Source organism: Streptomyces sp. JN8 (assembly GCF_055808075.1).
Genome location: NZ_CM147852.1, coordinates 3,201,322 through 3,223,546, shown reverse-complemented (window position 1 = coordinate 3,223,546; position 22,225 = coordinate 3,201,322). Strand labels below are relative to the sequence as shown.

18 protein-coding genes are annotated in these 22,225 nt (G+C 73.0%); 5 read left to right on the top strand and 13 right to left on the bottom strand.

Annotation, left to right across the window (positions count from 1 at the left end):
* Positions 1-116: 116 nt before the first annotated feature.
* Genes ACY0MR_RS13775 through ACY0MR_RS13765 form a run of 3 tightly spaced genes read right to left on the bottom strand, consistent with a single transcriptional unit; the run spans position 117 to position 3,690 of the window.
* Complete coding sequence (locus tag ACY0MR_RS13775; RefSeq protein ID WP_473560923.1) at positions 117-2,489, bottom strand: FtsX-like permease family protein; 2,373 nt, start codon at positions 2,487-2,489, stop codon at positions 117-119.
* Positions 2,486-3,169, bottom strand: a complete 684-nt coding sequence (locus ACY0MR_RS13770; protein WP_473560921.1) for an ABC transporter ATP-binding protein — start codon at positions 3,167-3,169, stop codon at positions 2,486-2,488. The genes ACY0MR_RS13775 and ACY0MR_RS13770 overlap by 4 nt, the downstream gene beginning before the upstream one ends.
* The gene (locus ACY0MR_RS13765; protein WP_388793122.1) at positions 3,166-3,690 is read right to left on the bottom strand and encodes a PadR family transcriptional regulator; all 525 of its coding nucleotides are present in this window, start codon (positions 3,688-3,690) and stop codon (positions 3,166-3,168) included. The genes ACY0MR_RS13770 and ACY0MR_RS13765 overlap by 4 nt, the downstream gene beginning before the upstream one ends.
* Before the next feature lie 279 nt (positions 3,691-3,969).
* On the opposite strand from ACY0MR_RS13765, the gene ACY0MR_RS13760 reads away from it, so the two are divergent.
* Positions 3,970-6,183, top strand: coding sequence for a transglycosylase domain-containing protein (locus ACY0MR_RS13760; protein WP_473560919.1), 2,214 nt, complete (start codon positions 3,970-3,972; stop codon positions 6,181-6,183).
* 137 nt (positions 6,184-6,320) lie between these two features.
* Here ACY0MR_RS13760 and ACY0MR_RS13755 read toward each other — a convergent pair whose 3' ends face one another.
* From ACY0MR_RS13755 to ACY0MR_RS13745, 3 genes are all read right to left on the bottom strand, one after another.
* A complete protein-coding gene (locus ACY0MR_RS13755; protein WP_404079192.1) occupies positions 6,321-8,282 on the bottom strand; it encodes a SpoIIE family protein phosphatase in 1,962 nt (653 codons plus the stop codon).
* A 311-nt stretch (positions 8,283-8,593) separates the two neighbouring features.
* Positions 8,594-9,259 carry a cytidylyl-2-hydroxypropylphosphonate hydrolase gene (gene fomD, locus ACY0MR_RS13750; protein ID WP_388793128.1) on the bottom strand — a complete coding sequence of 222 codons (666 nt, stop codon included), beginning with the start codon at positions 9,257-9,259 and terminating at the stop codon, positions 8,594-8,596.
* Between the two features lie 101 nt (positions 9,260-9,360).
* On the bottom strand, positions 9,361-10,770 hold the full coding sequence (locus tag ACY0MR_RS13745) for a class II fumarate hydratase (RefSeq protein ID WP_388793130.1): 1,410 nt from the start codon (positions 10,768-10,770) through the stop codon (positions 9,361-9,363).
* 106 nt (positions 10,771-10,876) lie between these two features.
* Between ACY0MR_RS13745 and ACY0MR_RS13740 the strand changes: the two genes are divergently transcribed.
* A complete protein-coding gene (locus ACY0MR_RS13740; RefSeq protein ID WP_392862042.1) occupies positions 10,877-12,412 on the top strand; it encodes a ricin-type beta-trefoil lectin domain protein in 1,536 nt (511 codons plus the stop codon).
* 161 nt (positions 12,413-12,573) lie between these two features.
* Here ACY0MR_RS13740 and ACY0MR_RS13735 read toward each other — a convergent pair whose 3' ends face one another.
* The 3 genes from ACY0MR_RS13735 to ACY0MR_RS13725 form a co-directional block, all read right to left on the bottom strand.
* Positions 12,574-13,212 (bottom strand): lipoprotein, encoded by a 639-nt coding sequence (locus ACY0MR_RS13735; RefSeq protein WP_473560916.1) that lies wholly within the window; start codon positions 13,210-13,212, stop codon positions 12,574-12,576.
* A 182-nt stretch (positions 13,213-13,394) separates the two neighbouring features.
* Complete coding sequence (locus tag ACY0MR_RS13730) at positions 13,395-14,036, bottom strand: HAD family acid phosphatase (protein ID WP_361863194.1); 642 nt, start codon at positions 14,034-14,036, stop codon at positions 13,395-13,397.
* Between the two features lie 203 nt (positions 14,037-14,239).
* The gene (locus ACY0MR_RS13725) at positions 14,240-15,910 is read right to left on the bottom strand and encodes a fumarate hydratase (protein ID WP_361863197.1); all 1,671 of its coding nucleotides are present in this window, start codon (positions 15,908-15,910) and stop codon (positions 14,240-14,242) included.
* Positions 15,911-16,344: 434 nt separating this feature from the next.
* Here ACY0MR_RS13725 and ACY0MR_RS13720 point away from each other — a divergent pair, with 434 nt between their 5' ends.
* Both ACY0MR_RS13720 and ACY0MR_RS13715 read left to right on the top strand, forming a co-directional pair.
* Positions 16,345-17,064 carry a DUF1707 SHOCT-like domain-containing protein gene (locus ACY0MR_RS13720; protein WP_388793139.1) on the top strand — a complete coding sequence of 240 codons (720 nt, stop codon included), beginning with the start codon at positions 16,345-16,347 and terminating at the stop codon, positions 17,062-17,064.
* Positions 17,065-17,296: 232 nt separating this feature from the next.
* Entirely contained in the window at positions 17,297-17,668 is a 372-nt protein-coding gene (locus tag ACY0MR_RS13715; protein ID WP_073909733.1) for a WhiB family transcriptional regulator, read from the top strand.
* Between the two features lie 198 nt (positions 17,669-17,866).
* Here ACY0MR_RS13715 and glpX read toward each other — a convergent pair whose 3' ends face one another.
* Positions 17,867-18,901, bottom strand: coding sequence for a class II fructose-bisphosphatase (glpX, locus tag ACY0MR_RS13710; protein ID WP_361854896.1), 1,035 nt, complete (start codon positions 18,899-18,901; stop codon positions 17,867-17,869).
* 117 nt (positions 18,902-19,018) lie between these two features.
* Here glpX and ACY0MR_RS13705 point away from each other — a divergent pair, with 117 nt between their 5' ends.
* A complete protein-coding gene (locus tag ACY0MR_RS13705) occupies positions 19,019-19,552 on the top strand; it encodes a DUF4245 domain-containing protein (RefSeq protein ID WP_404079183.1) in 534 nt (177 codons plus the stop codon).
* Between the two features lie 168 nt (positions 19,553-19,720).
* Here the strand turns inward: ACY0MR_RS13705 and ACY0MR_RS13700 are convergent, their stop codons facing one another.
* From ACY0MR_RS13700 to xseA, 3 genes are all read right to left on the bottom strand, one after another.
* Positions 19,721-20,311 carry a malonic semialdehyde reductase gene (locus ACY0MR_RS13700; protein ID WP_388793143.1) on the bottom strand — a complete coding sequence of 197 codons (591 nt, stop codon included), beginning with the start codon at positions 20,309-20,311 and terminating at the stop codon, positions 19,721-19,723.
* Between the two features lie 218 nt (positions 20,312-20,529).
* Positions 20,530-20,784 (bottom strand): exodeoxyribonuclease VII small subunit, encoded by a 255-nt coding sequence (locus tag ACY0MR_RS13695; RefSeq protein ID WP_388793145.1) that lies wholly within the window; start codon positions 20,782-20,784, stop codon positions 20,530-20,532.
* A 214-nt stretch (positions 20,785-20,998) separates the two neighbouring features.
* Positions 20,999-22,216 (bottom strand): exodeoxyribonuclease VII large subunit, encoded by a 1,218-nt coding sequence (xseA, locus tag ACY0MR_RS13690; RefSeq protein ID WP_388793147.1) that lies wholly within the window; start codon positions 22,214-22,216, stop codon positions 20,999-21,001.
* Between the last annotated feature and the right edge of the window lie 9 nt (positions 22,217-22,225).

Below are 22,225 nucleotides of genomic sequence, written 5' to 3'. Positions count from 1 at the left end.
GCGGGGCGGTTCCCGGGAACCCTCCCGCGCGCCGGTCCGACACGGCGGACGGCGGCTCCCGATACCCCCCCGGTACCGGGAACCGCCGCCCCCTTCTCGTACATCCGCCCGGAGGGTTACTCCGTGCGCAGCCCGTCCGCCCGCATCAGGCGCCAGAGGACGGGCATGCTCAGCAGCGTCACGGCCGCGATCAGACCGAGACCGATCCCGACGACGGGCAGGAAGGCCCACCAGTCCTGCACCTGCTGACCGCCCATCCCCAGCAGCACCACCCCGAGGCCGGTCCCGCCCAGAACCGACAGGACCAGGCCGACGGCGATCGGCACCGCCGTCTGCCAGAGCACCGACCAGCTCAGGGTGGACCGCCGGGTGCCGAAGGCGACCAGCGAGGAGAGCAGCCGCCTGCGGTCCCTGAGCTGCTCCAGGGTCGCGACCAGCAGGGAGGCCGCCACCAGCAGCATCGTCAGGGTGGAGCCGACCAGGATGCCGGTGCGGACGCTGCCGAACGCGGCGTCCCGCTCGGTCTCCGCGAGGGTGCGGACCCAGGACGTCGGGTCGATCTCCTCCGCCGTGTTCCGCACGTGGTCGGCGGCGTCGGGCACGGCGGGGTCGAGCCGGACCATGGCCTGTGCGTCGGGCCGGTCGAGCCGGGTGACGTCGATCGCCGACGGGGTGGCGAGGACCCCGTACTGGTACATGCCCGTCGGGTCGGGGCGCGAGTCCACGAGCCGGGCGCCGGCGGGGATCCGCCACTGGGGCGGCGGGCCGTCCCCGGCGCGCTTCGGCTCGCTCGGGTGCGGATGCGGGTCGCGCAGGGCGACCGCGGCGCCCGGGCGGGCCGCCCTCGTGACGAAGGAGTCGTCGGGGCTGCCCTGGGCGCCGTGCGCCAGGAGGACGAACACGTCGCCGTCCTTGCAGGAGGGCAGCGTGGCGAACTCGGCCAGGGAGGCGCAGTCGCCGACCCTCAGCGAGCTCATCGGGGCGTACCCCTCTCCCTTCTTGAGGGGCCCGGGGCGCCACACGTGCGACTCGACGATCCCGAAGACGTCCCGGACGCCCTCGGTCCGCTCGAAGCGCTCGATGGTCCTCAGCGCCGCGCCGGCCGACGCGGCGTCGACCCCGACGACGAGCTCGGCGCGGGACACGTCCTGACCCGTGACCTGGGTGAAGTCGTTCTCCATCGCCTGGAAGAGCATCTGGAGCGCGATCGCGCCCGTCGCCGCGACGACGATGCCGCTGACGGCGCGGGCCGCCGTGCCGCTGCTCAGCTGGAGCCGGCGGACGGCCAGCTGCCAGGCCACGGGCCCGGCGTGCAGCCGCTTCACCCCGGCCTCAACGAGCCACGGGAGCAGCGTCGTCAGGCCGATCAGGGCGAGGGTGGTGCCGGCCGCCACGCCCACGGTGTCGATGCTCGCCTCGGTCACCTGCACGTCGCCCGTGAGCGGGACGAGCAGGGCGGCGCCCGCCGCGAGGAGCAGCAGGCGCCACCAGAGGCGCCGGCGGCGGGGGGTGGAGGTCCGGACCACCCCGAGCGGCTCGACGACCACCCCGCGCATCGCGACGAGGGTGACCACCACGGAGGAGACCGGGACGGCGACGAGGGCGAGCGCGGCGAGCGCGGTCATCGGTACGACGTCGGCGGGGTACGCGTTGACGTCCCAGATGGTGAACGCCCCGGCGAACCGGCGGGCCGCCGCGAACAGTCCGAGGCCCACGAGGAGGCCCAGCAGCGAGCCCGCGAGGGACTCGCCGGCCGCGATCCGCCGGATCATGGCGGTGTCGGCGCCGACGAGGCGGAGGGCCGCGAGGCGGCGGTCGCGCTGCTCGCCGCCGAAGCGGACGGCGGTGGCGATGAAGACGAGGACCGGCAGCAGCAGGACGACGCAGGCGACGACGACGAGCAGGATCAGGAACGCGTTCATCGGTTCCTCGGGCACCGACCAGCCGTAGCGCACGCCGCGCCCGTCGTAGTTGTCGGTGGTGAGGAAGCCGACGTGGGCGACGTACCGCAGCTCGGCGGGCCCGATGAGGCCCTCCGGTCCGATGGTCCCGCCGATCCGGTAGGGGAGGCGCTCCTTGAGGAGGGCGCCCTCGGGGGAGTCGAGCAGCTCGCGGAGCGCGGGGGAGACCAGCATCTCGCCGCGCGCGGGGAACGCCGCGGCGCCGGGCGGGACCGCCGGGCGGTCGCCCTCCGGCCGCAGCAGCAGGCCGCTGACCACGTCGTCGCGGTAGATCGTGGTCCTGCCGAGGTGGAGGAAGGAGTCGGGGCGCGGCGCGTCGACGCGCCCGCTGCCGTCGACGGCGCGGACGGACTCGCGGACCTCCCGCTGGAACAGCATGTTCGGCAGGGAGGAGGCGAGCAGCAGCAGGGCCACGCCGAAGCCGACCCCGGTCGCGGTCAGCAGGGTGCGCAGGCGGCCCGACCGGCCCCCGGCGACCGAGAACCGCGCGCCGAGCGCCAGGTCGCGGAGCCGGGTGCGGAGCGTCATGCCGCCCACTCCGCGTCCCGCACCGCTCCGTCGCGCACGACGATCTCGCGGTCCGAGTAGGCGGCGACGCGGGCCTCGTGGGTGACGAGGACGACGGCGGCGCCGGTGTCCCGGGAGGCGTCGGTGAGGAGTCGCATGACCCGCTCGCCGTTGAGGGAGTCGAGGGCGCCGGTCGGCTCGTCGGCGAAGATCACCCGCGGGGCGGTGACGAGCGCGCGGGCGACGGCGACGCGCTGGCCCTGGCCGCCGGATATCTCGCCGGGGCGCTTGTGCGCGGTGTCGTCGATCTCCAGGCGGGACAGCCACTCGGTGGCCCGCGCCTCGGCTGCCCTGCGCTTCTCGCCGTTGAGGCGGAGGGGGAGGGCGACGTTCTCGACGCAGGTCAGCTCGGGGACGAGCTGGCCGAACTGGAAGACGAAGCCGAAGTCGGTGCGGCGCAGGGAGCTGCGTGCCGTGTCGGACAGGGCGGTCAGCTCGCGTCCGTCGTAGGTGATGGTCCCCGCGTCGGGGCGCACGATTCCGGCGAGGCAGTGCAGCAGGGTCGACTTCCCGGAGCCCGAGGGCCCCATGACGGCCACGACCTCGCCGGCCCGGAGCGCGAAGGAGGCGCCGGCCAGTGCGGTGGTGGGGCCGTACGCCTTGTCGAGGCCGGTGGCCGCGAGCAGCGGGGCGGAGCTCATCGGCGGACCTCCTCGGCGAGCCGGTCGAGGCGGGCGGCGGTCAGCTCCAGCCAGCGCAGGTCCGCCTCCAGGTGGAAGAGGGCGTGGTCGCAGATGAGCTGGTCGGCGAGGTCTCCGTCCCGCTTGCGCCGGGTGAGCTCGCGCATCAGGCGCAGGTGCTCGGCGCGCTGGGTGTCGAGGAGCTCGGCGGCGCCGCGGCCGGTGAGCAGGGCCAGGACGACCTTGGTGTAGAGCGTCGACTGGAGGTAGGGCTCGGGCTTCTCGGGGGTGGCGAGCCACTGGGCGACATCGGTGATGCCCGCCTCGGTGATGGCGTACCGCTTCCGCTCCGGGCCGCCGCCCGCCTCGATGCCGTCGACGACGACGAGGCCGTTCTTGAGGAGCCGGGACATGGTCGAGTAGACCTGGCCGTAGTGCAGCGGCCGGTCGTGGCCGAACTTCTCGTCGAAGGCGCGCTTGAGGTCGTAACCGTGGCGCGGGCCGGACTCCAGGAGCCCCAGGAGGGTGTGACCGATGGACATGGCGGCCACTGTACACGGGCTGTATACCCACGGTGTATAGCCGTGTGTCGTGCGGCGAGGAGAACCCGCCACAAAGCGGAACCATCCCCTCACGCAACCATCGGCCCCGTCCGCGCGTCGGTTCCTCTGGGCATGGGTGCTGATTCTCACGTCCGGAAAAGGCGTGATCGGTTGTCCTTTGTCTGCATCGTCGGTGTTAGCTGGCTAGCTGACCCGATCCGGCGCGGGGACACGGGCCGAGGCACGCCGGGACACACGACGAGCGGAGCGACACGACACATGGGCGGACCGGACAAGAGCAAGGCGAAGAAACGCGGCCTGCGCCGCCTCTTCACCTGGAAGAAGCTCCTGGGCACCTTCTTCGTGGCCTGCCTGCTCGCCATGGGCGCCCTGTACGTCGTCTACCTCATGGTCCCGGTGCCGACGGCCAACGCCGAGGCGACGATGCAGAGCAACATCTACAAGTACTCCAACGGCAAGGTCCTCGCCCGCACCGGCCGGATCAACCGCGAGATCGTCGACCTCGACCGGATCCCCGCGCAGGTCCAGAAGGCCTTCGTCGCCGCGGAGAACAAGACCTTCTACAAGGACAACGGCGTCGACATCAAGGGCACCACGCGCGCCGCCTGGTCCACCATCACCGGCAAGGGCAAGCAGGGTGGTTCGACCATCACCCAGCAGTACGTCAAGAACTTCTACCTGAGCCAGGACCAGACCGCGACGCGCAAGCTCAAGGAGATGGTCATCGCCATCAAGGTCGACCGGCAGTCGACCAAGAGCGAGATCCTCGCCGGGTACATGAACACCAGCTACTACGGCCGCAGCGCCTACGGCATACAGGCGGCGGCCCGCTCGTACTACGGGGTCGACGCCACCCGCCTCACCACCGCCCAGGGCGCCTACCTCGCCTCGCTGCTCCAGGCGCCGAACCAGTACGACTGGACCTCCGCCAGCAGCACCGGCCGCAAGCTCGTCGAGGAGCGGTGGAACTACGTCCTCGACAACATGGTCGGCGAGGGCTGGCTCTCCCCGTCCGAGCGGGCCGGCATGAAGTTCCCCGTCCCGCAGAAGCCCAAGCCGCTCCCCGGCATGGAGGGCCAGACCGGCTACATCGTCGAGGCCGCCAACCAGGAGCTGATGCGCCAGGGCGTCAGCGAGGAGGACATCAAGGCCGGCGGCTGGACCATCACGCTCTCCATCGACGAGAAGCGGCAGAAGGCCCTCGTCAAGGCCGTCGACCGGCAGCTGGAGTCCAAGCTCGACCGCGAGGGCGACAAGAAGGACGCGACCGTCCAGGCGGGCGCCACCTCCGTCGACCCCAAGACCGGAGACGTCGTCGCCCTGTACGGCGGCGTCGGCGCCACCGAGCACTGGACGTCCAACGCGACCCGCCGCGACTACCAGCCCGCCTCCACCTTCAAGCCCATCGTCCTCGCCTCCGCGCTCGACAACCGCTCCGTCACCCAGGACGGCCGGGAGATCGCCCTCGGCACGGTCTACGACGGCACCAGCCGTCGCGAGGTCGTCGGCAGCGACATCCCCTTCTCCCCGGAGAACGAGGACGACCGGAGCTACGGCCCCGTCACCGTCCAGAAGGGCACCAACAGCTCGATCAACTCCGTCTTCGCGCAGATGATCGTCGACGTCGGCCCCGCCAGGACCAAGAAGACCGCCCTCTCCCTCGGCATGAAGGACGGCGCGGACTTCGGCGAGACCCCCGCCATGTCGCTCGGCACCATGGGCGCCTCCACGATGGACATGGCCGGCGTCTACGCCACCCTCGACAACCACGGCAAGAAGGTCACCCCGACCCTCGTGAAGGCCGCCGAGCACCGGGACCGCACGCTCTCCCCCGCCAAGGGCATCGGCGAGCAGGTCATCAGCCGCAAGGCGGCCGACACCGTCACCAAGGCCATGACGGGCGTCGTCCAGAACGGCTCCGGCTTCCGTGCCGCCGGCGACTACGAGGCCGCGGGCAAGACCGGCACCTCCGAGAACAACCGCTCCGCCTGGTTCGTCGGCTACACCCCCGAACTCGTCACCGCGGTCGGTCTCTTCGGCGAGGACGCCAAGGGCAACCAGGTCACCCTCACCAACACCATCAACGAGGGCCGCGCCAACGGCGGACGCACGCCGGCCCAGATCTGGGGCGACTACACCGAGCGCGCCCTCGGCGGCGGCTCCGACGCCTCCTTCGACCTGGAGACCGAGGGCGCGGGCGACGTCGGCCCGGACCCGTCGCCCAGCGGCAGCACCGAGCCGACCGAGGAGCCGACCGAGGAGCCCACGGAGGAGCCGACGACGCGGTCCCCGGACCCGACGCCCCCGCCGACCTCCACGGCCACCACGCCGGCCGAGCCGACGCGCGACCCGGCCACGACGCCGCCGGAGCCCACGACCGCCCCGCCGGTCACCGACGAGCCGTCACCGCCGCCGTCCATCGAACCGCCCGACCCGGGCGGCAGCCAGGGCACCGACGGACCGCAGCGCTAGCGCGGCGGTCGCCGACAGACGAAGGGCCGGACCCCTTGAGGGGTCCGGCCCTTCCGCGTGTCCTCAGCGGCCCGGCGGGCTGCGTACGGCCCGGGGCCGCCGCGAACGGCCCGGCGGGCCGCGTACCCCCCGCGCCGCTACGAGTGGCTCGGCGTGGCCAGCTCGAACCAGACCACCTTGCCGCCCGAGAGCCGGGTCGCCCCCCACCGCCGGGCCAGCCGGTTCACCAGGAACAGGCCGCGCCCGCCCTCGTCGGTCTCCCGCGCCCGCCGCTGCCGCGGCAGCTGCGGCGAGTCGTCGCCGACCTCGCAGCGCAACACGTCCGTACGGAGCAGCCGCAGCGTCACCGGCCGCTCCGCGTACCGCACGGCGTTGGTCACGACCTCGCTGATCAGCAGCTCGACCGAGTCCGTCAGCTCCTCCAGGTCCCAGCGCGCGAGCGCCCGCCGGGCGAGCCGCCGTGCCCGCCCCGGAGCCGCGTCCTCCGGGTCGAGGAACCAGTACGCCACGTCGCTCGGCGCGATCCCGTCGAACCGTGCCGCCAGCAGCGCGATGTCGTCGTCCCGGTCGCCGGGCCCCAGCATGTCCAGGACGTCGTCGCAGAGCGCCTCCAGCGGCGGCGAGTGGTCCGGCCCGGTCAGCTGCGCGGTCGCCGCGAGGCGCTCCCGCAGCTGCTCGATCCCGGTCCACACGTCCCGCAGCCGGGACTCCACCAGGCCGTCCGTGTACAGCAGCAGCGTGGCCCCGGCCGGGGCGTCCAGCTCGACCGCCTCGAAGTCCACCCCTCCCACCCCGATCGGGGCGCCCGGAGGCACCCGCAGGACCTCGGCGCGGCCGCCCAGGTGCAGCAGTATCGGCGGCGGATGGCCGGCGTTCGCCACGGTGATCCGGTGCGAGACCGGGTCGTACACCGCGTACATGCAGGTCGCCATCCGGTTCTCGCCGAGCCGCTGCGCCTGCTCGTCCAGATGGTGCAGGACCTCCTGCGGCGGCAGGTCGAGCCCCGCCAGGGTCTGCGCGGTCGTGCGCAGCTGCCCCATGATCGCCGCCGAGGTCATCGAGTGGCCCATGACGTCGCCGACGACCAGCGCCACCCGGCTGCCCGGCAGCGGGATCGCGTCGTACCAGTCGCCGCCCACCCGGGCCGTCTCGGCCGCAGGCAGGTAGCGCGAGGCGAGCTTGACGCCGGTCGGCTGCGGCAGCGAGTCCGGCAGCATCGTCCGCTGGAGCTCGTCGGCGATGTACGCCTCACGCCCGTACAGGACGGCCTTGTCGATGCCGAGCGCCGTGTGCGTGGCCAACTGCGCCGCGACGAGCAGGTCGTTCGGCTCGAAACCGGCCCGCTCCGGCCGCCGCAGGAACACGGCGGCGCCGATCACCCGGCGCCGGCCGCGCAGCGGCGCGAGGACCGCCCGCAGTCCGCCGGGCAGCGGATGCTCCGGGCCGAGCAGTTCGGTCAGCGCGGTCTTGGCGGCCGCGGAGTCGCCGAACACCGGCCGCACCCCGCGCAGCACCTCGGCCAGCGCCCCACCGGACCGCACCTCGCAGAGTTCGGCCGCGGGGGTCGGGTCCGGATCGGGCACGAGCACGAGCTCCTCGCCCTCCAGATCGCTTAACCGCAGCCGGTCCGTACGGCGCAGCCGCAGCACGAACGGCGCCACCGGCCGCTCGTCGCCCACCGGCAGCGGGTCGCGGAGGTACACCAGGATCTCGTCCGAGAAGGTCGGCACGGTCGCCCGGCACAGGCCGAGCACGATCTCGTCCAGGTCGATGCCGCGCGCGATCCGCCGTGTCGCCGCCCCGACGAACCGGAGCTTCTCGCCCTCGCGCCGCGCGACGGTGTCCCCGCCGCGGCCGCCGCCCGGGAGCTGCGCCGACACGGCGAGGGCCATCGTCCCCGGACCGCCCGGCGGGGCGGCCGGCGGCGGCACGGGCGCGTCCGCGCCGGGGCCCGCGGCGGCCGGGACCGCCGGCCCGCCGGGCTGGGCGGGCACGTCGGAGGGCAGGCCGGCCGCCGCCTCCTGGCGAGGGCGCGCGCGTTCCTGCGACCGGGCAGCCAGGGGCTGCCGGCCTTCGTGGGAGGTGGGATGCTCCGTCACGCGTGGGGTTCCGTCCGTCCGGGCCGGTGGTGCGATGCACTCGCTCTTCTCGCCGATGCCGCGCCTTCGGCGGGGCTAAACCCCTTGTGCGCGGCGGATCTGCGGGCTCCGCGAGCGGCGGCACCAGCGGGGGTCGGAACACCCGGGCAGACGTCCGGCACTGCTCTCCCCCTCGTGGATGACTTCTGGTCAGGTCCTGCGCTGCGTTCGGTCGTTGATGTGCCGCTCGGGCGGTCTGACGTGCCGTCCGGTCCGCCTCTGCCGTGCGGAGGACGATCCTACGTTTGAACCCCGGGGGCGCATCAAGGGTCTCACGGTGCCGTGTGCGCCGGAGTGCGGTCCCAGTCGGCCGGCAGCTCCGGAACCCGCCATCCCGGATCAGGCCGCCAGTCCTCCCAGCCGTCCGAGAACGGCGCCCCCCACGCCCTGATGCGGTCCACCGCCCGGCGCCCGGCGCCGCGCACCCGGGCGGCCTGCTCCGGGCCCATCAGCCCGGAGCGCTGCGCCTGCGCGAACTCGTCCTCGTCCCGCCACAGCCAGCTGCGGTCGGGGTAGACGGAGATGTCGAGGAAGTGGTCCTCGGAGTCGATGCCGCCGGACCACCGGACCCGGGGCTCCTCCAGGTTCACGTACCAGCTGCGGAAGCGCCAGCCGCGTTCCCAGAACAGCCACACCGACCAGGGCTCGCCGGGTCTCGCCAGTTTGAGGACGCCGCTGCCGGACCACCGCGCGCGCTCCGTGGTGCGCGGCGCGGTGTAGCGGGTGGCGAGCGGCTCCTCGTGGACGGCCGTGCCGTCGGCGAGCACCGGGCGGACGCACTCCGTGCCGGGGGCCATCCAGACCGCGAGGAGGTCGGGCGTGTCCCGGACGACCGTCACCGGCCGGCAGATGTGCACCTCTCCGGTGCCGTTGCCGCGGTAGCGCCAGAGGATGTGCTCCCCCGGCGCCCAATGCTGGGAGCCGACCGATCCTGTCATGCGCAGATCTTAGGGGCGCGCTCCCACGGCCGCAGCGGCCTGGATCACGGATGAGTCACCCGGGTACGCGGGACACGCGCGCGCGTGTCCCGCGCGGGACCTCACGGGCGGGTCATCCGCAGCACGTCCAGGGCCTCGTCCAGCTGCTCCACGGTCAGGTCGCCGCGCTCCACGTACCCGGAGTCCAGCACCACCTCGCGGATGGTCCTCCGCTCGGCCAGCGACCTCTTCGCGACCTTGGCCGCCTCCTCGTACCCGATGTACTTGTTCAGCGGGGTGACCACGGACGGCGAGGACTCGGCGTACTCGCGGGCCCGCTCGGCGTTGGCCGTGATCCCGTCGACCGTGCGGTCGGCGAGCAGCCGGGAGGCGTTGGCGAGGAGCCGGACGGACTCCAGGAGGTTCTTGGCCATCACCGGGAGCATCACGTTGAGCTCGAAGTTCCCGGCCGCGCCCGCGACCGCCACCGTGGTGTCGTTTCCGGTCACCTGCGCGGCGACCATGAGGACCGCCTCGGGGATCACCGGGTTGACCTTGCCCGGCATGATCGACGAGCCGGGCTGGAGGTCGGGGAGGTTGATCTCGGCGAGGCCCGTGCGGGGGCCGCTGGCCATCCAGCGCAGATCGTTGGAGATCTTGGTGAGGGAGACCGCGATCGTCCGGAGCTGCCCGGACGTCTCCACCAGGGCGTCCCGGGCGCCCTGCGCCTCGAAGTGGTCGCGGGCCTCGGTCAGCGGCAGTCCGGTGGTGCGGGCGACCTCGGCGATGACGGCCGCGGAGAAGCCGGCCGGGGTGTTGATGCCGGTGCCCACCGCCGTTCCGCCCAGCGGGAGTTCGGCGAGCCGGGGGAGTGCCGACCGCAGCCGCTCGACGCCGTACGCGACCTGGGCGGCGTAACCGCCGAACTCCTGGCCGAGGGTGACCGGCGTGGCGTCCATGAGGTGGGTGCGGCCGGACTTCACCACCGACGCGAATTCGGCCGATTTTCGCTCAAGGGAGGCGGCCAGATGCTCCAGGGCGGGGATCAGGTCGCGGGTGACGGCTCCGGTGGCCGCGATGTGGATCGAGGACGGGAAGACGTCGTTGGAGGACTGCGAGGCGTTCACGTGGTCGTTGGGGTGCACCTCGCGGCCCTCGGGGAGCCGCTCGGTGGCGAGGGTGGCGATCACCTCGTTGGTGTTCATGTTGGACGAGGTGCCGGAGCCGGTCTGGAAGACGTCCACCGGGAAGTGCTCGTCCCAGCGCCCCTCCGCGACCTCGGCGGCCGCCGAGGCGATCGCCTCGGCGCGGTCCCCGTCGATCACGCCGAGCTCGGCGTTGACCCGGGCGGCGGCGGCCTTGATCAGGGCGAGGGCCTCGATGTGGGCGCGCTCCAGGCGCTGCCCGGAGACCGGGAAGTTCTCCACGGCCCGCTGGGTCTGGGCCCGCCACTTGGCGTGCGCGGGCACCCGCACCTCGCCCATCGAGTCGTGTTCGATCCGGTGGCCGCCGGCCTGGTCTGTGTCGTTCATGTTCCTCAACCTCCTATAAAAGATGAGCACTTGTCTTGTTCGATGTATTCCCATCGGGCGTACCGGCCAGTAAAAACCGTGGGTAACCCCACTTCCAGGAGGCGCAATGACGCGCACCAGGTACAGACTCCGGTGGCCCATGGCCGTCGTCGCCGCGGCCGCCGCCGCGCTCGGCACGATGACCGCCGCCGCGCCCGCCGGAGCGGCCGGCCCGGCCGCCGGCACCGCGGCGGTGACCGCCGCCGTCCCGCTCCCGCCCGCGCTCGAAGCCGTCCGCGCCGCCGAGGCGGTCAAGATCTACGGCAGTCCCGAGGAACGCCCGCCCGCCCAGCGGAAGACCGGCCTGATCTCGCTCGGCGACAGCGAGATCTCCGGCGAGGGCGTCGGCACCTACGAGTCCCCGACCAACGGTCCCACCAACTGGTGCCACCGCTCGCCCGAGGCCGCCATCCACCGCACCGGAATCCCCGCGGACCTCACGTTCAACGTGTCCTGCTCCGGCGCGTACACCGGCAACATCCGGATCGGCGGCTCGAAGCAGTACGCCGACGAGCTCGTCCAGAGCGACAACCTGGCCGTCAAGGCGCGCAACACCCGGATCAAGATGATCACGCTCGTCGCCGGCGCCAACGACGACCTGCAGTTCGGGCCCGTCATGACCGACTGCGTCCAGCGCTACCTGCTCCTCCAGGGCGCCTGCGAGCCCAAGTACGCCGGCGGCTGGCAGGCCCGCGTCGACGCGCTCGTCCCCAAGGTCGAGCAGACCGTCCGCGACCTCAGGACCGTGATGCGCGACGCCGGTTACGCCGACGGCGACTACAAGCTCGTCCTCATGGGCTACCCCAGCCCGATCGGCCCCGACTTCCGCGACAACCCGAACTTCCCCGGGAAGCTGATCTGCGGCGGACTCGGCTACGACTCCGACACCGTCTGGGGCCGCAACACCGCCGTGCCCGCCTTCGAGCGCGGGATGCGCGCGGCGGCCGCCTCCACCGGCGCCGTCTACCTCGACAACTCGCGGCTCTTCCACGGCCACGAGGTCTGCATGGAGGACGCCTGGGCCCGCGGCCTCTACATCGACCTCTCCAAGCCCGGGACCCCGGACGAGAACTCCGTACGGCAGTCCTTCCACCCCAACGCGCGCGGCCACGCCGCCTTCGCCTCCTGCCTCACCCAGATCTACGCCTCCGGCCTGCGTGAGGGAAGCTGCGCGGACGTGAACTCCTCGGGCACCCCGACGCTCTTCCCGCTCGCCTGGGACGACGCGTACAAGCCGCTGAGGAACGGGGCGACGGGCAACTGCCTCGACGTCGACGCGGCCACCTCGTCCAACGGCACCGCCGTCCTCGGCTGGGACTGCCACGGCGGCCGCAACCAGGGCTGGTGGTACGACTCCGCCCGCGGCACCGTCCACACCGAGCTGACCCAGGACCGCTGCCTGGACGTCCCCGGGTCCGGCTACCAGGCGGGCAGGGCGCTGGTCCTGTGGAACTGCCACGGCGGCGCCAACCAGAGGTTCGTGCGCGACGGCGCCACGATCCGCCCGGCCGGGGCGACCGGCCTCTGCCTCACCCAGAGCGCGGCGAAGCAGCCGGTCAGGCTCCAGAACTGCGACGGCTCGGCGAACCAGAAGTTCGCGTAGCCGGCGCACCGCCCGCGAGGACCGCGGCCCCCGTCCGCCGACCCGGACGGGGGCCGCGGCGTGGGTACGCGCCGACCGGCCCACCGGCGCCCAGACCCCGGCCCCACGGCACCTCCGCCCCGGCCCACCGGCGCGTCCGCCCCGGCGCGACGGGGGCGGGATCAGAGGGGCTTGAGCGTGGTCCTGGCCAGTTCGTAGGCGGGGAGCATCGCCCGGTGCTCCTCGGTGTCGAGCCCGCCGAGGTGCACGATCACCGTCCCCTTCGGCGTCGGGACGGCGAAGGCGCGCTCCTCCTTCGGCTCCCCCGCCGCCTCGTCACGGACGGTGTACGTCACCTCGGTGACGGGGCCCGCGCCGGACCGGCTCTCCCGGTAGGCGACCGCGGAGGCGCCCCGCTCCGCCGCCACGAATCCTTCGAGGGCGGCCCTGGCCGACCCCTTTCCGGCGGTCCACACCCGCAGGAACCCCACATGGCCGGCCGGCTTGGCGTCCACCTCGCAGCGCACGGTGGCCGGTCCCTGCCGGGTGAGCGCCGCGAACTCCGGGTCCTCGGGGGCCTCGACCGCCTTCGGCGCCCACTGCTCCGCCAGCGCGAAGGAGACGGGCAGGGCGCAGGCGGAGCCGGGACCGCCGACGGTCCGGGGCGGGGCGGCCGCGGGCGCCTTCGTGGCGGGTGCGGCGCTGGGGCGGGGGCCCTGGGCGATCTCGGGCATCGGCTCCGCGTCGGCGCAGCCGGCGAGCAGCAGCGCCGCCGCCAGGGTCGCGGCGGCCGAGGCCGGGGTCCGGACGGGATGTCTCATGCGCGTCAGGGTAGTGGCGGGCCGGAGGCCCCCGGACGGGCGTACCCGGGGCCGGACCGCCCGAGGTGAGGCGGCGTCACCCGCCGGCGGCCGCGCCCGGGCGTCCCGGCCGCCGCGCCGCCGGGACGGACCGCCGCCGCCCGCCGGGGCGTCCCGTCCGGCGGGCGGCGGCGACCGTCGGGTCAGGAGAGCTTGCCGCCGTAGTCCGGGAGCTTGTAGGTGCGCTCGGCGTGGCCGCCGACCAGGTCGGTGGTGTTGTTGCCGATGTTCGCGATGATCGTGTAGCCCTTGGCCTCGATCTTGGCGCGCTGCGCCGTCTTGTACGCGCCGACCTCGGCGAACAGGTCGGGGATCGAGCGCACGTACAGTCCGTCGACCGGGTAGCCGGCCTGCTTGAGGTTCCAGTCGGTGAGGGAGTGGATGATCCCCGGGCGGGCGGTGACGAAGAAGACGTCGACGCCGCGGTCGTGGGCCTCGCGGACAAGGGTCCGCACCTCGGGGATGGCCGGGGTCGGCAGCTCCCAGAAGGGGTGGAAGTCCGTCTCCAGCGAGCTGTTGTCGATGTCGAGGACGATCGCCTGCCGCTCCTCGCCGGCGTCCTCGGAGCGCTCCTGGATGTACGGGCGTGCCTGCGCCACCACGGCCGCCACGTCACGGCGCCAGGTCGTGTAGTCGACGTCCTTCAGGGCCGCGGTCGACGTGCTGTGGCCGTCCGGGTCGGAGGCGGAGGCGGCGGGCGCGGGGCCGACGACGAGGAGGGCGGTCAGGGCGAGCGTGGCGGTGGTTCCGGCGGCGGCGCGCCTGCGGACGGGCGTGAGCGGCATGGGGGGCTCCTTGGTCGACCAGCTCAGGACTTTGGCATGCTCGCGCTCAATACTGGACAGTAGGCAACGAGATGGCTACCGGTCGGTAGCGACTTTCTGAGCGGACGACGAAGCCCCCCGGTCCGCGAGGACCGGGGGGCGCGTCACGTGCCGACGGGCGGGACGGGGGCCGCGACCCCGCGGACCGGCCGAGGACCGGCCGATCAGCCCAGGCCGGGACCCCGCACCGGGATGTGGGTGAACGTCGGCTCGGGGGCCGGGTTCTGGAAGAAGTCGTTGCCCTTGTCGTCCACCACGATGAACGCCGGGAAGTCCTCGACCTCGATCTTCCAGACCGCCTCCATGCCGAGCTCCTCGTACTCGACGACCTCGACCTTCTTGATGCAGTCCTGGGCGAGCCGGGCCGCCGGGCCGCCGATCGAGCCGAGGTAGAAGCCGCCGTGGCTGCCGCAGGCGTTCGTGACCTGCTGCGAGCGGTTGCCCTTGGCCAGCATGACCTTCGAGCCGCCCGCCGCCTGGAACTGCTCCACGTACGAGTCCATCCGGCCGGCCGTCGTCGGGCCGAAGGAGCCGGAGGCGTAGCCCTCGGGGGTCTTCGCCGGGCCCGCGTAGTACACCGGGTGGTCCTTCAGGTACTGCGGCATCTCCTCGCCCGCGTCCAGGCGCTCCTTGATCTTGGCGTGCGCGATGTCGCGCGCCACGACCAGCGGGCCGTTGAGCGAGAGGCGGGTCTTCACCGGGTACTTGGTCAGCTCGGCGAGGATGTCGTCCATCGGCTGGTTGAGGTCGATGGTGACGACGTCGCCGGCCTCGTCCAGGTGGGAGTCCTCGGTCTCCGGCAGGAAGCGCGCCGGGTCGGTCTCCAGCTGCTCCAGGAAGACGCCCTCGGCGGTGATCTTCGCGACGGCCTGGCGGTCGGCCGAGCAGGACACGGCGATCGCGACGGGCAGCGAGGCGCCGTGGCGGGGGAGGCGGACGACGCGCACGTCGTGGCAGAAGTACTTGCCGCCGAACTGGGCGCCGATGCCGATCTTCTGGGTGAGCTCGAAGACCTTCTCCTCCAGCTCCTTGTCGCGGAAGCCGTGGCCGGTGACGGCGTCGCCCTCGGCGGGCAGCTCGTCCAGGTAGTGCGCGGAGGCGTACTTCGCGGTCTTCAGCGCGAACTCGGCGGAGGTGCCGCCGACGACGATCGCCAGGTGGTACGGCGGGCAGGCGGCCGTGCCGAGCGAGCGGATCTTCTCCTCCAGGAACTTCATCATGGAGGCCTCGTTGAGGACCGCCTTCGTCTCCTGGTAGAGGAAGGACTTGTTGGCGGAGCCGCCGCCCTTGGCCATGAAGAGGAACTTGTACGCGCCGCCGTCGGTCGCGTACAGCTCGATCTGCGCGGGCAGGTTCGAGCCGGTGTTCTTCTCCTCCCACATGGTGACCGGGGCCATCTGCGAGTACCGCAGGTTGAGCTTGGTGTACGCGTCGTAGATGCCCTTGGACAGGGCCTCCTCGTCGCGGCCGGAGGTCAGCACGTTCTGGCCGCGCTTGCCCATGACGATCGCGGTGCCCGTGTCCTGGCACATGGGCAGGACGCCGGCGGCGGCGATGTTCGCGTTCTTGAGGAGGTCGAGCGCGACGAACTTGTCGTTCGACGAGGCCTCGGGGTCGTCGATGATCCGGCGCAGCTGGGCCAGGTGGGCCGGGCGCAGGAAGTGCTGGATGTCGTGGATCGCCTCGGCGGCCAGCGTGCGCAGCGCCTCCGGCTCGACCTTGAGGAACGTACGGCCGTCGGCCTCGAAGGTGGAGACACCTTCGGAGGTCACCAGGCGGTAGGGCGTGGTGTCCTCTCCCAGGGGGAGCAGATCGGAGTACGCAAACTCTGGCATGGGGGCCATTCCTCACTCGGCAAGACGGCGCACCGCCTCCGTTGGCAGTGCGCCCTCCAGCGTAGAACGCGGGCCCCGGCGCGGTCCTGTGAGGTAAGGCTCACTTGGCGCGGGCACCCCGCCGGAGTGGCGCGTTTCCGCGGGGTGGGGACGGTGCGGGCGGGGCGGTGGGGCGGTCCCGTGGAGCCCGGGCGGACGGGGCGGTGGGGCGGTCCCGCCGTGGCCGGCGGCGGGCGGGCCGGCGGACCCGTGTCGCCTCGGAGGGCGGCCCGGCGGGCGGCCCGGCGGTGGCCGAAGGGCCGGGTGCGGCCCGCCCGGCGTGGCCGGGGGGCGGCGTCAACCGGCCCTTCGCGCCGCCGGGTTCGCGGCCTTCGTCCACAGGTCGCGGCCCCGCCCTCTGGTCGCGATCTATCGCGTTTCGCTAGGCTGGCGGCGTGGACCTCGAAAAGAAGCCCGAACCCGAAAAGCAGCCGGAGCCGCAGCGGCAGGCCGCACCCGCCGAGCCCGCCCCCGCGGAGACCGCCTTCGCCGACCCGCAGGGCTCGCTGCGGGCCTCGGACGCGGACCGGGACCGGATCGCGGACATCCTCAGGGACGCCCTGGCCGAGGGGCGGATCGACGCCGAGGAGCACTCGGACCGGATCGACTCGGTGTACCGGGCGAAGACCGTCGGGGAGTTGGAGCCGATCGTCCGCGACCTGCCGGGCGCCCGGACCCGGCAGGAGCCGGCCCCGGACTACGGGTACGGCCCGGACGACGTCGACGGCCCCCCGGCGAACCTCGTCGCGATCTTCTCCAGCACCACCCGCAAGGGCCGCTGGCGGGTGAGTCGCCGGACGAACGCGTTCGCGCTCTTCGGGAACATCGAGATCGACCTGACCGAGGCGATCTTCGCGCAGCGGCTGACCACCATCAACGCCACGTCGATCTTCGGCAACGTGGAGGTGCGGGTCCCGGAGAACATCAGCCTGCGGGGCAACGGCAGCGGGATCTTCGGCAACTTCGAGGTCGTGACCCTGGAGGGCGTCGACCCGCAGGCCCCGGTCGTCGTCATCAACGGCTACTCGGTCTTCGGGAACGTCGAGGCGAGGCCCAAGCGCGGAAAGTGGATCACCGACCTCCAGGACAGGATGCGCAAGCACCTCGGTCACTGACCCGACCGGGGCGCCGGAGAGGCCCGCCGACGAGGGCTGACCGGGCACCGGAGAGGCCCGCCGACGCGGGGTGACCGGACGGTGGAGAGGCCCGCCGACGCGGGGTGACCGGAATTCGTCCTCGGGTCTCCGGAGAGCGGGAACGACGGGGCACGCAGTGCATAGGCGCGCGCACAGCGGGTAGGGCTCGTGCATCGCCGCTCGCTCGCGAAGCCGTCGTCAGGAGTAGACCGTGCTGCAACTGCCGCATCAGCCCCTCCAGGTCGCCGCCGTGCCCCCCCAGCGCGCCCCTGCACGGGAGGACGAGGCCGGTCCATGGCACGCGGAGGCGGTGTGCCGCCGGGACGAGGCCGGGCTGTTCTTCGCCCCCTCCAAGGAGCCGACCGCCGCGCGGCTCGCCCGGGAAGCGGCGGCCAAGCGGGTCTGCGGCCGCTGTCCCGTGATGGTCGAGTGCCGCGAGCACGCACTGCTCCAGCCCGAGCCGTACGGAGTGTGGGGCGGGCTCACCGCGGCCGAGCGCCGCGTCGCCCTGGCCCGCCGCCGGCGGCGCGAGGTGGAGCTGCGCAAGGCGGCCGCGGCCGACCGCATCGCCCAGGCGGGCTGACGGCCGGGCGCACCCCGGCCGACCGGCGCCGAGCACGACCGCATCGCCCGGGCGGGCCGACGGCGAGCACGGCCTCCGCGCCCGACGGGAGCGCGGGTCCACCCGCCGGTCCGCACCACCGTCGTTCCGTACGGGAAGGGGCGCCCCCACCGCACATGGGGGCGCCCCTCTTCGTGCCGGCCCCCGGTGGGGCGGCGGTCACTTCGCCCGGTCGAAGTCGATCTTGCTGTAGGCGCGCAGCTTCGAGAGCCGGTGCGTGGAGTCGATCTGGCGGATCGTGCCGGACTTCGAGCGCATGACGAGCGACTGCGTGGTCGCGGTCTCCGCGCGGTAGCGCACCCCGCGGAGCAGCTCGCCGTCGGTGATGCCGGTCGCGACGAAGAAGACGTTGTCGCCGCCGACCAGGTCGTTCGTGGAGAGCACCCGGTCGAGGTCGTGGCCCGCGTCGAGCGCCTTCTGGCGCTCCGCGTCGTCCTTCGGCCACAGCTTGCCCTGGATGACACCGCCGAGGCACTTGATGGCGCAGGCGGAGATGATGCCCTCCGGGGTGCCGCCGATGCCCATGAGCATGTCGACGCCGGTGCCCTCGCGGACAGCCATGATCGAACCGGCGACGTCGCCGTCCGAGATGAACTTGATGCGGGCGCCGGTCTCGCGGATCTCCTTGACGATGCCCTCGTGACGGGGGCGGTCCAGGATCACGACCGTGATGTCCTCGGGCGAGGAGTTCTTCGCCTTGGCGACCCGGCGGATGTTGACCGAGACGGGGGCGTTGATGTCGACGAAGTCGGCGGCCTCGGGGCCGGTGACCAGCTTGTCCATGTAGAAGACCGCGGACGGGTCGAACATGGCGCCGCGGTCGGCGGCGGCCAGGACGGCGATCGCGTTCGGCATGCCCTTGGCGTTCAGCGTGGTGCCGTCGATCGGGTCGACGGCGATGTCGACCTCGGCGCCGGTGCCGTCGCCGACCCGCTCGCCGTTGAAGAGCATGGGCGCCTCGTCCTTCTCGCCCTCGCCGATGACGACCACGCCGTTCATCGAGACGGTGGAGATCAGGGTGCGCATGGCGTTGACCGCCGCGCCGTCCGCGCCGATCTTGTCGCCGCGGCCGACCCAGCGGCCGGCGGCCATGGCGGCGGCCTCGGTGACGCGGACCAGCTCAAGGGCGAGGTTGCGGTCGGGAGCCTCGGGGGAGACCACGAGCTCGGGCGGCAGATTCTGCTGCTCGGTCATCGGAACGCACCTTTCTGTACGGCGACGGCCGGTTAAGGGAGGGTGCTGCGACTCTATCGGTACGTCGACAAAATGAGCAGAGGGGCCCACGTATGAGCACGGACCCTTGATGCGACCATGGTGCGCGTGGCAGGTATGCGAGGCAGGCAGACGGTACGCGGGATGATCCAGTCCCTCGGGGTGATCTTGGTCGCCGCGGGAGTGATGTATCTCTTCATTCCGCATGATGAGAGCGCCGAACCGGTCAAGGCGAAGGACTACCGGGTCGAGCTCCTGACGGCTCAGCGGGCGGCACCGTACCCGGTGCTCGCCCCCGAGGGCCTCGGCGAGGGCTGGAAGGCGACGGTCGTCTCGTACAAGCGCGAGAACTCCGACGCCTGGCAGCTCGGTTTCCTCTCGCCGGACACCCAGTACGTGGCGATCCACCAGTCGACGGCGGCGCCGAAGACCTTCGTGCCGGACGTCACCCAGCGGGCCAAGGACACCGGGAGGACGGAGACGGTGGCCGGCCAGGTGTGGCAGCGCTGGGAGGGCCCGAAGTACGACGCGCTCGTCCGCGTGGACGGCGGGGCGACGACGGTGGTGACCGGCACGGCGTCGTTCGAGCGCCTCACGGAGATGGCGGCCTCGCTGCAGTCGAAGAAGGTCTGAGCGCACCGGTCCGGAGCCGAGGCCGGAGCCGGGGCCGAAGTCGAGGCCGGAGCCGAGGCCGGAGCCGGGGTCGGACGCGCCGGTCCGGACGGGACCGTGCCCCGTGGAGAACGCAGGGAAGGCCCCGCACTCGTGGAGTGCGGGGCCTTCCCTGTGCGGCCTCCGGGCTCAGACGGTGGTGATGACCTCGTCGAAGGAGAGGCGCGGGGAGCGCGGGAACCAGGCGTCCTCGCCCGGCTTGCCGATGTTGACGACCATCAGCGGGGTGTGGTCGTCGTCCAGGAACTCCTTCTGGACGCCGGCGAAGTCCAGGCCGGTCATCGGGCCCGCGGCCAGACCGGCGGCGCGGACGCCCACGATGAAGTACGCGGCCTGGAGGGCGGCGTTCAGGACGGCGGACTGCTCGCGGACCGGACGCTCGGCGAAGAACATGTCCTTGGCCTGCGGGAAGTGCGGGAGCAGGGCCGGGAGGTCCTCGTGGAACTCGTTGTCGGCGGAGAGGATCGCGACGAGCGGGGCCGTGGCGGTCTTGGGGCGGTTGCCCTCGGCCATGTGCTTGACCAGGCGCTCGCGGGCCTCGGGGGAGCGGACCAGGGTGATGCGCAGCGGGGTCTGGTTGAAGGCGGTCGGGCCGTACTTCACCAGGTCGTAGATCGCCTGGACCTGCTCGTCGGTCACCGGCTCGTCGGTGAACGTGTTGGCGGTGCGGGCCTCGCGGAAAAGGAGATCCTGAGCGGCGGCGTCGAGAACGAGAGACATGCTGCGTACCTTCCGGACTGCAAAGGGGGCTCGCTCGTAGGGGAATCAAGCGATGTCCCGACAGTACGCCGAAGATTGGTGAAAGTTCAACCAATCCATCCGGATAGTGATCCGCTTCACTCGCAGTCTACGCCTCCCGCCGGGCCGCCGCGGGCCGGCGGTCCCGATCGGCGGGTGCGGACCGGCGGCGCGGGCGGCCGGCCGCGGCAGGCGGCGGGCTACTCGTCCTCGTCGCCGCCCGGGGCGCCCTCCGCCTCCTCGGCCGCCCGCTCGGCCGCCAGCGAGGCGTCCAGCCGGGCCCGCGCGCCCTCCAGCCGGCGCCGGCAGACCTTCGCCAGCTCCTCGCCGCGCTCCCAGAGCGCGAGGGACTCCTCCAGGGACGTTCCGCCCGCTTCGAGCCGCCGGACGACCTCGATCAGCTCGTCCCGCGCCTGCTCGTAACCGAGCGCCGCCTCGTCCGTTCCCGCTGCCATGTGCCGCTCCACCCTCCGTGACCGGTTCTCTCGAATCCTGCGTGTTCCGCGTGTTCCGCGTGTTCCGTACGTCCTGCGTGATCGGCGCGATGGGCGCGATCGGTGTCGTCCGGGTGCCGGGGGACCCCGCGAGCCGTGCGGGTCGCCCGTCCCGCGGGCTCCCGCCTCCCGTCGTGCCCCCGGGCGGCGGCCCCGGGCGGACCGCCGGCCCCGCTCAGGCCGGGTCGGCCAGGCGCCGCACCGCGAACTCGCCCTCCGCGACGCGGGCCCGCAGCTCCTCGTCGGCCGCGACCTCCTCGGGGGAGCGGACCACCGATCCGTCCGCCCGCTGGAGCACCGCGTACCCCCGCTCCATCGTCGCGGCCGGCGAGAGCGCCCTGACCCGCGCCCGGGTGTGCGACAGCTCGGAGTCCGCCCGGTCCAGCAGGTGCCCGAGGACCCGGCGGCTGCGGGCGAGCAGCGCGGCGACCTCGTCCCCGCGGACCTCGACCATGCGCTGCGGATGCTCCATCACGGGCCGGGCGAGGGCGTGCGCGAGACCGCGCTCCTCCCGGTCGAGCAGCCCCCGTACGGTCCGCAGGGCGCGGTCCCGCAGCCCCCGCACCCGGTCCAGCTCCTCGCCGACGTCCGGGACGACCTTCTTGGCCGCGTCCGTCGGCGTCGAGGCGCGGAGATCGGCCACCAGGTCGAGGAGCGGGGAGTCGGGCTCGTGCCCGATGGCCGAGACCACCGGCGTACGGCAGTCGGCGACGGCGCGGACGAGCTGCTCGTCCGAGAACGGCAGCAGGTCCTCCACGCTGCCGCCGCCGCGGGCGACGATGATCACGTCGACGTCCGCGTGCGCGTCGAGCTCCTTCACCGCCTGGACGACCTGCGGGACGGCCTTCACGCCCTGCACCGCCACGTTCCGCACCTCGAAGGCGACGGCGGGCCAGCGTCGGCGCGCGTTCTCCAGGACGTCCCGCTCCGCGGCCGAGGCGCGGCCGCAGACCAGCCCGATGCGGTGCGGCAGGAACGGCAGCGGCTTCTTCCGGTCGAGCGCGAACAGGCCCTCGGAGGCCAGGCTCCGCTTGAGCTGCTCCAGGCGGGCGAGCAGCTCGCCGATCCCGACGGGCTTGATCTCGGCCGCCCGCAGCGACAGCTGGCCGCGCGGCGCGTACCACTCGGGCTTGGCGCGCACGACGACCCGCGCGCCCTCCGAGACGATGTCCGCGACGGCGTCGAAGACCTGCCGGTAGCAGGTGACGCCGATGGAGATGTCGTGCGACGGGTCGCGCAGGGTCAGGAAGACGACCCCGGCGCCGGGACGCCGGGACAGCTGCGTGATCTGCCCCTCGACCCAGATCGCCCCCAGCCGGTCGATCCAGCCCCCGATCAGGCGGGAGACCTCACCGACGGGAAGCGGTGCTTCGGCGGACGTAGTCAGAGCCATGGACCGAGC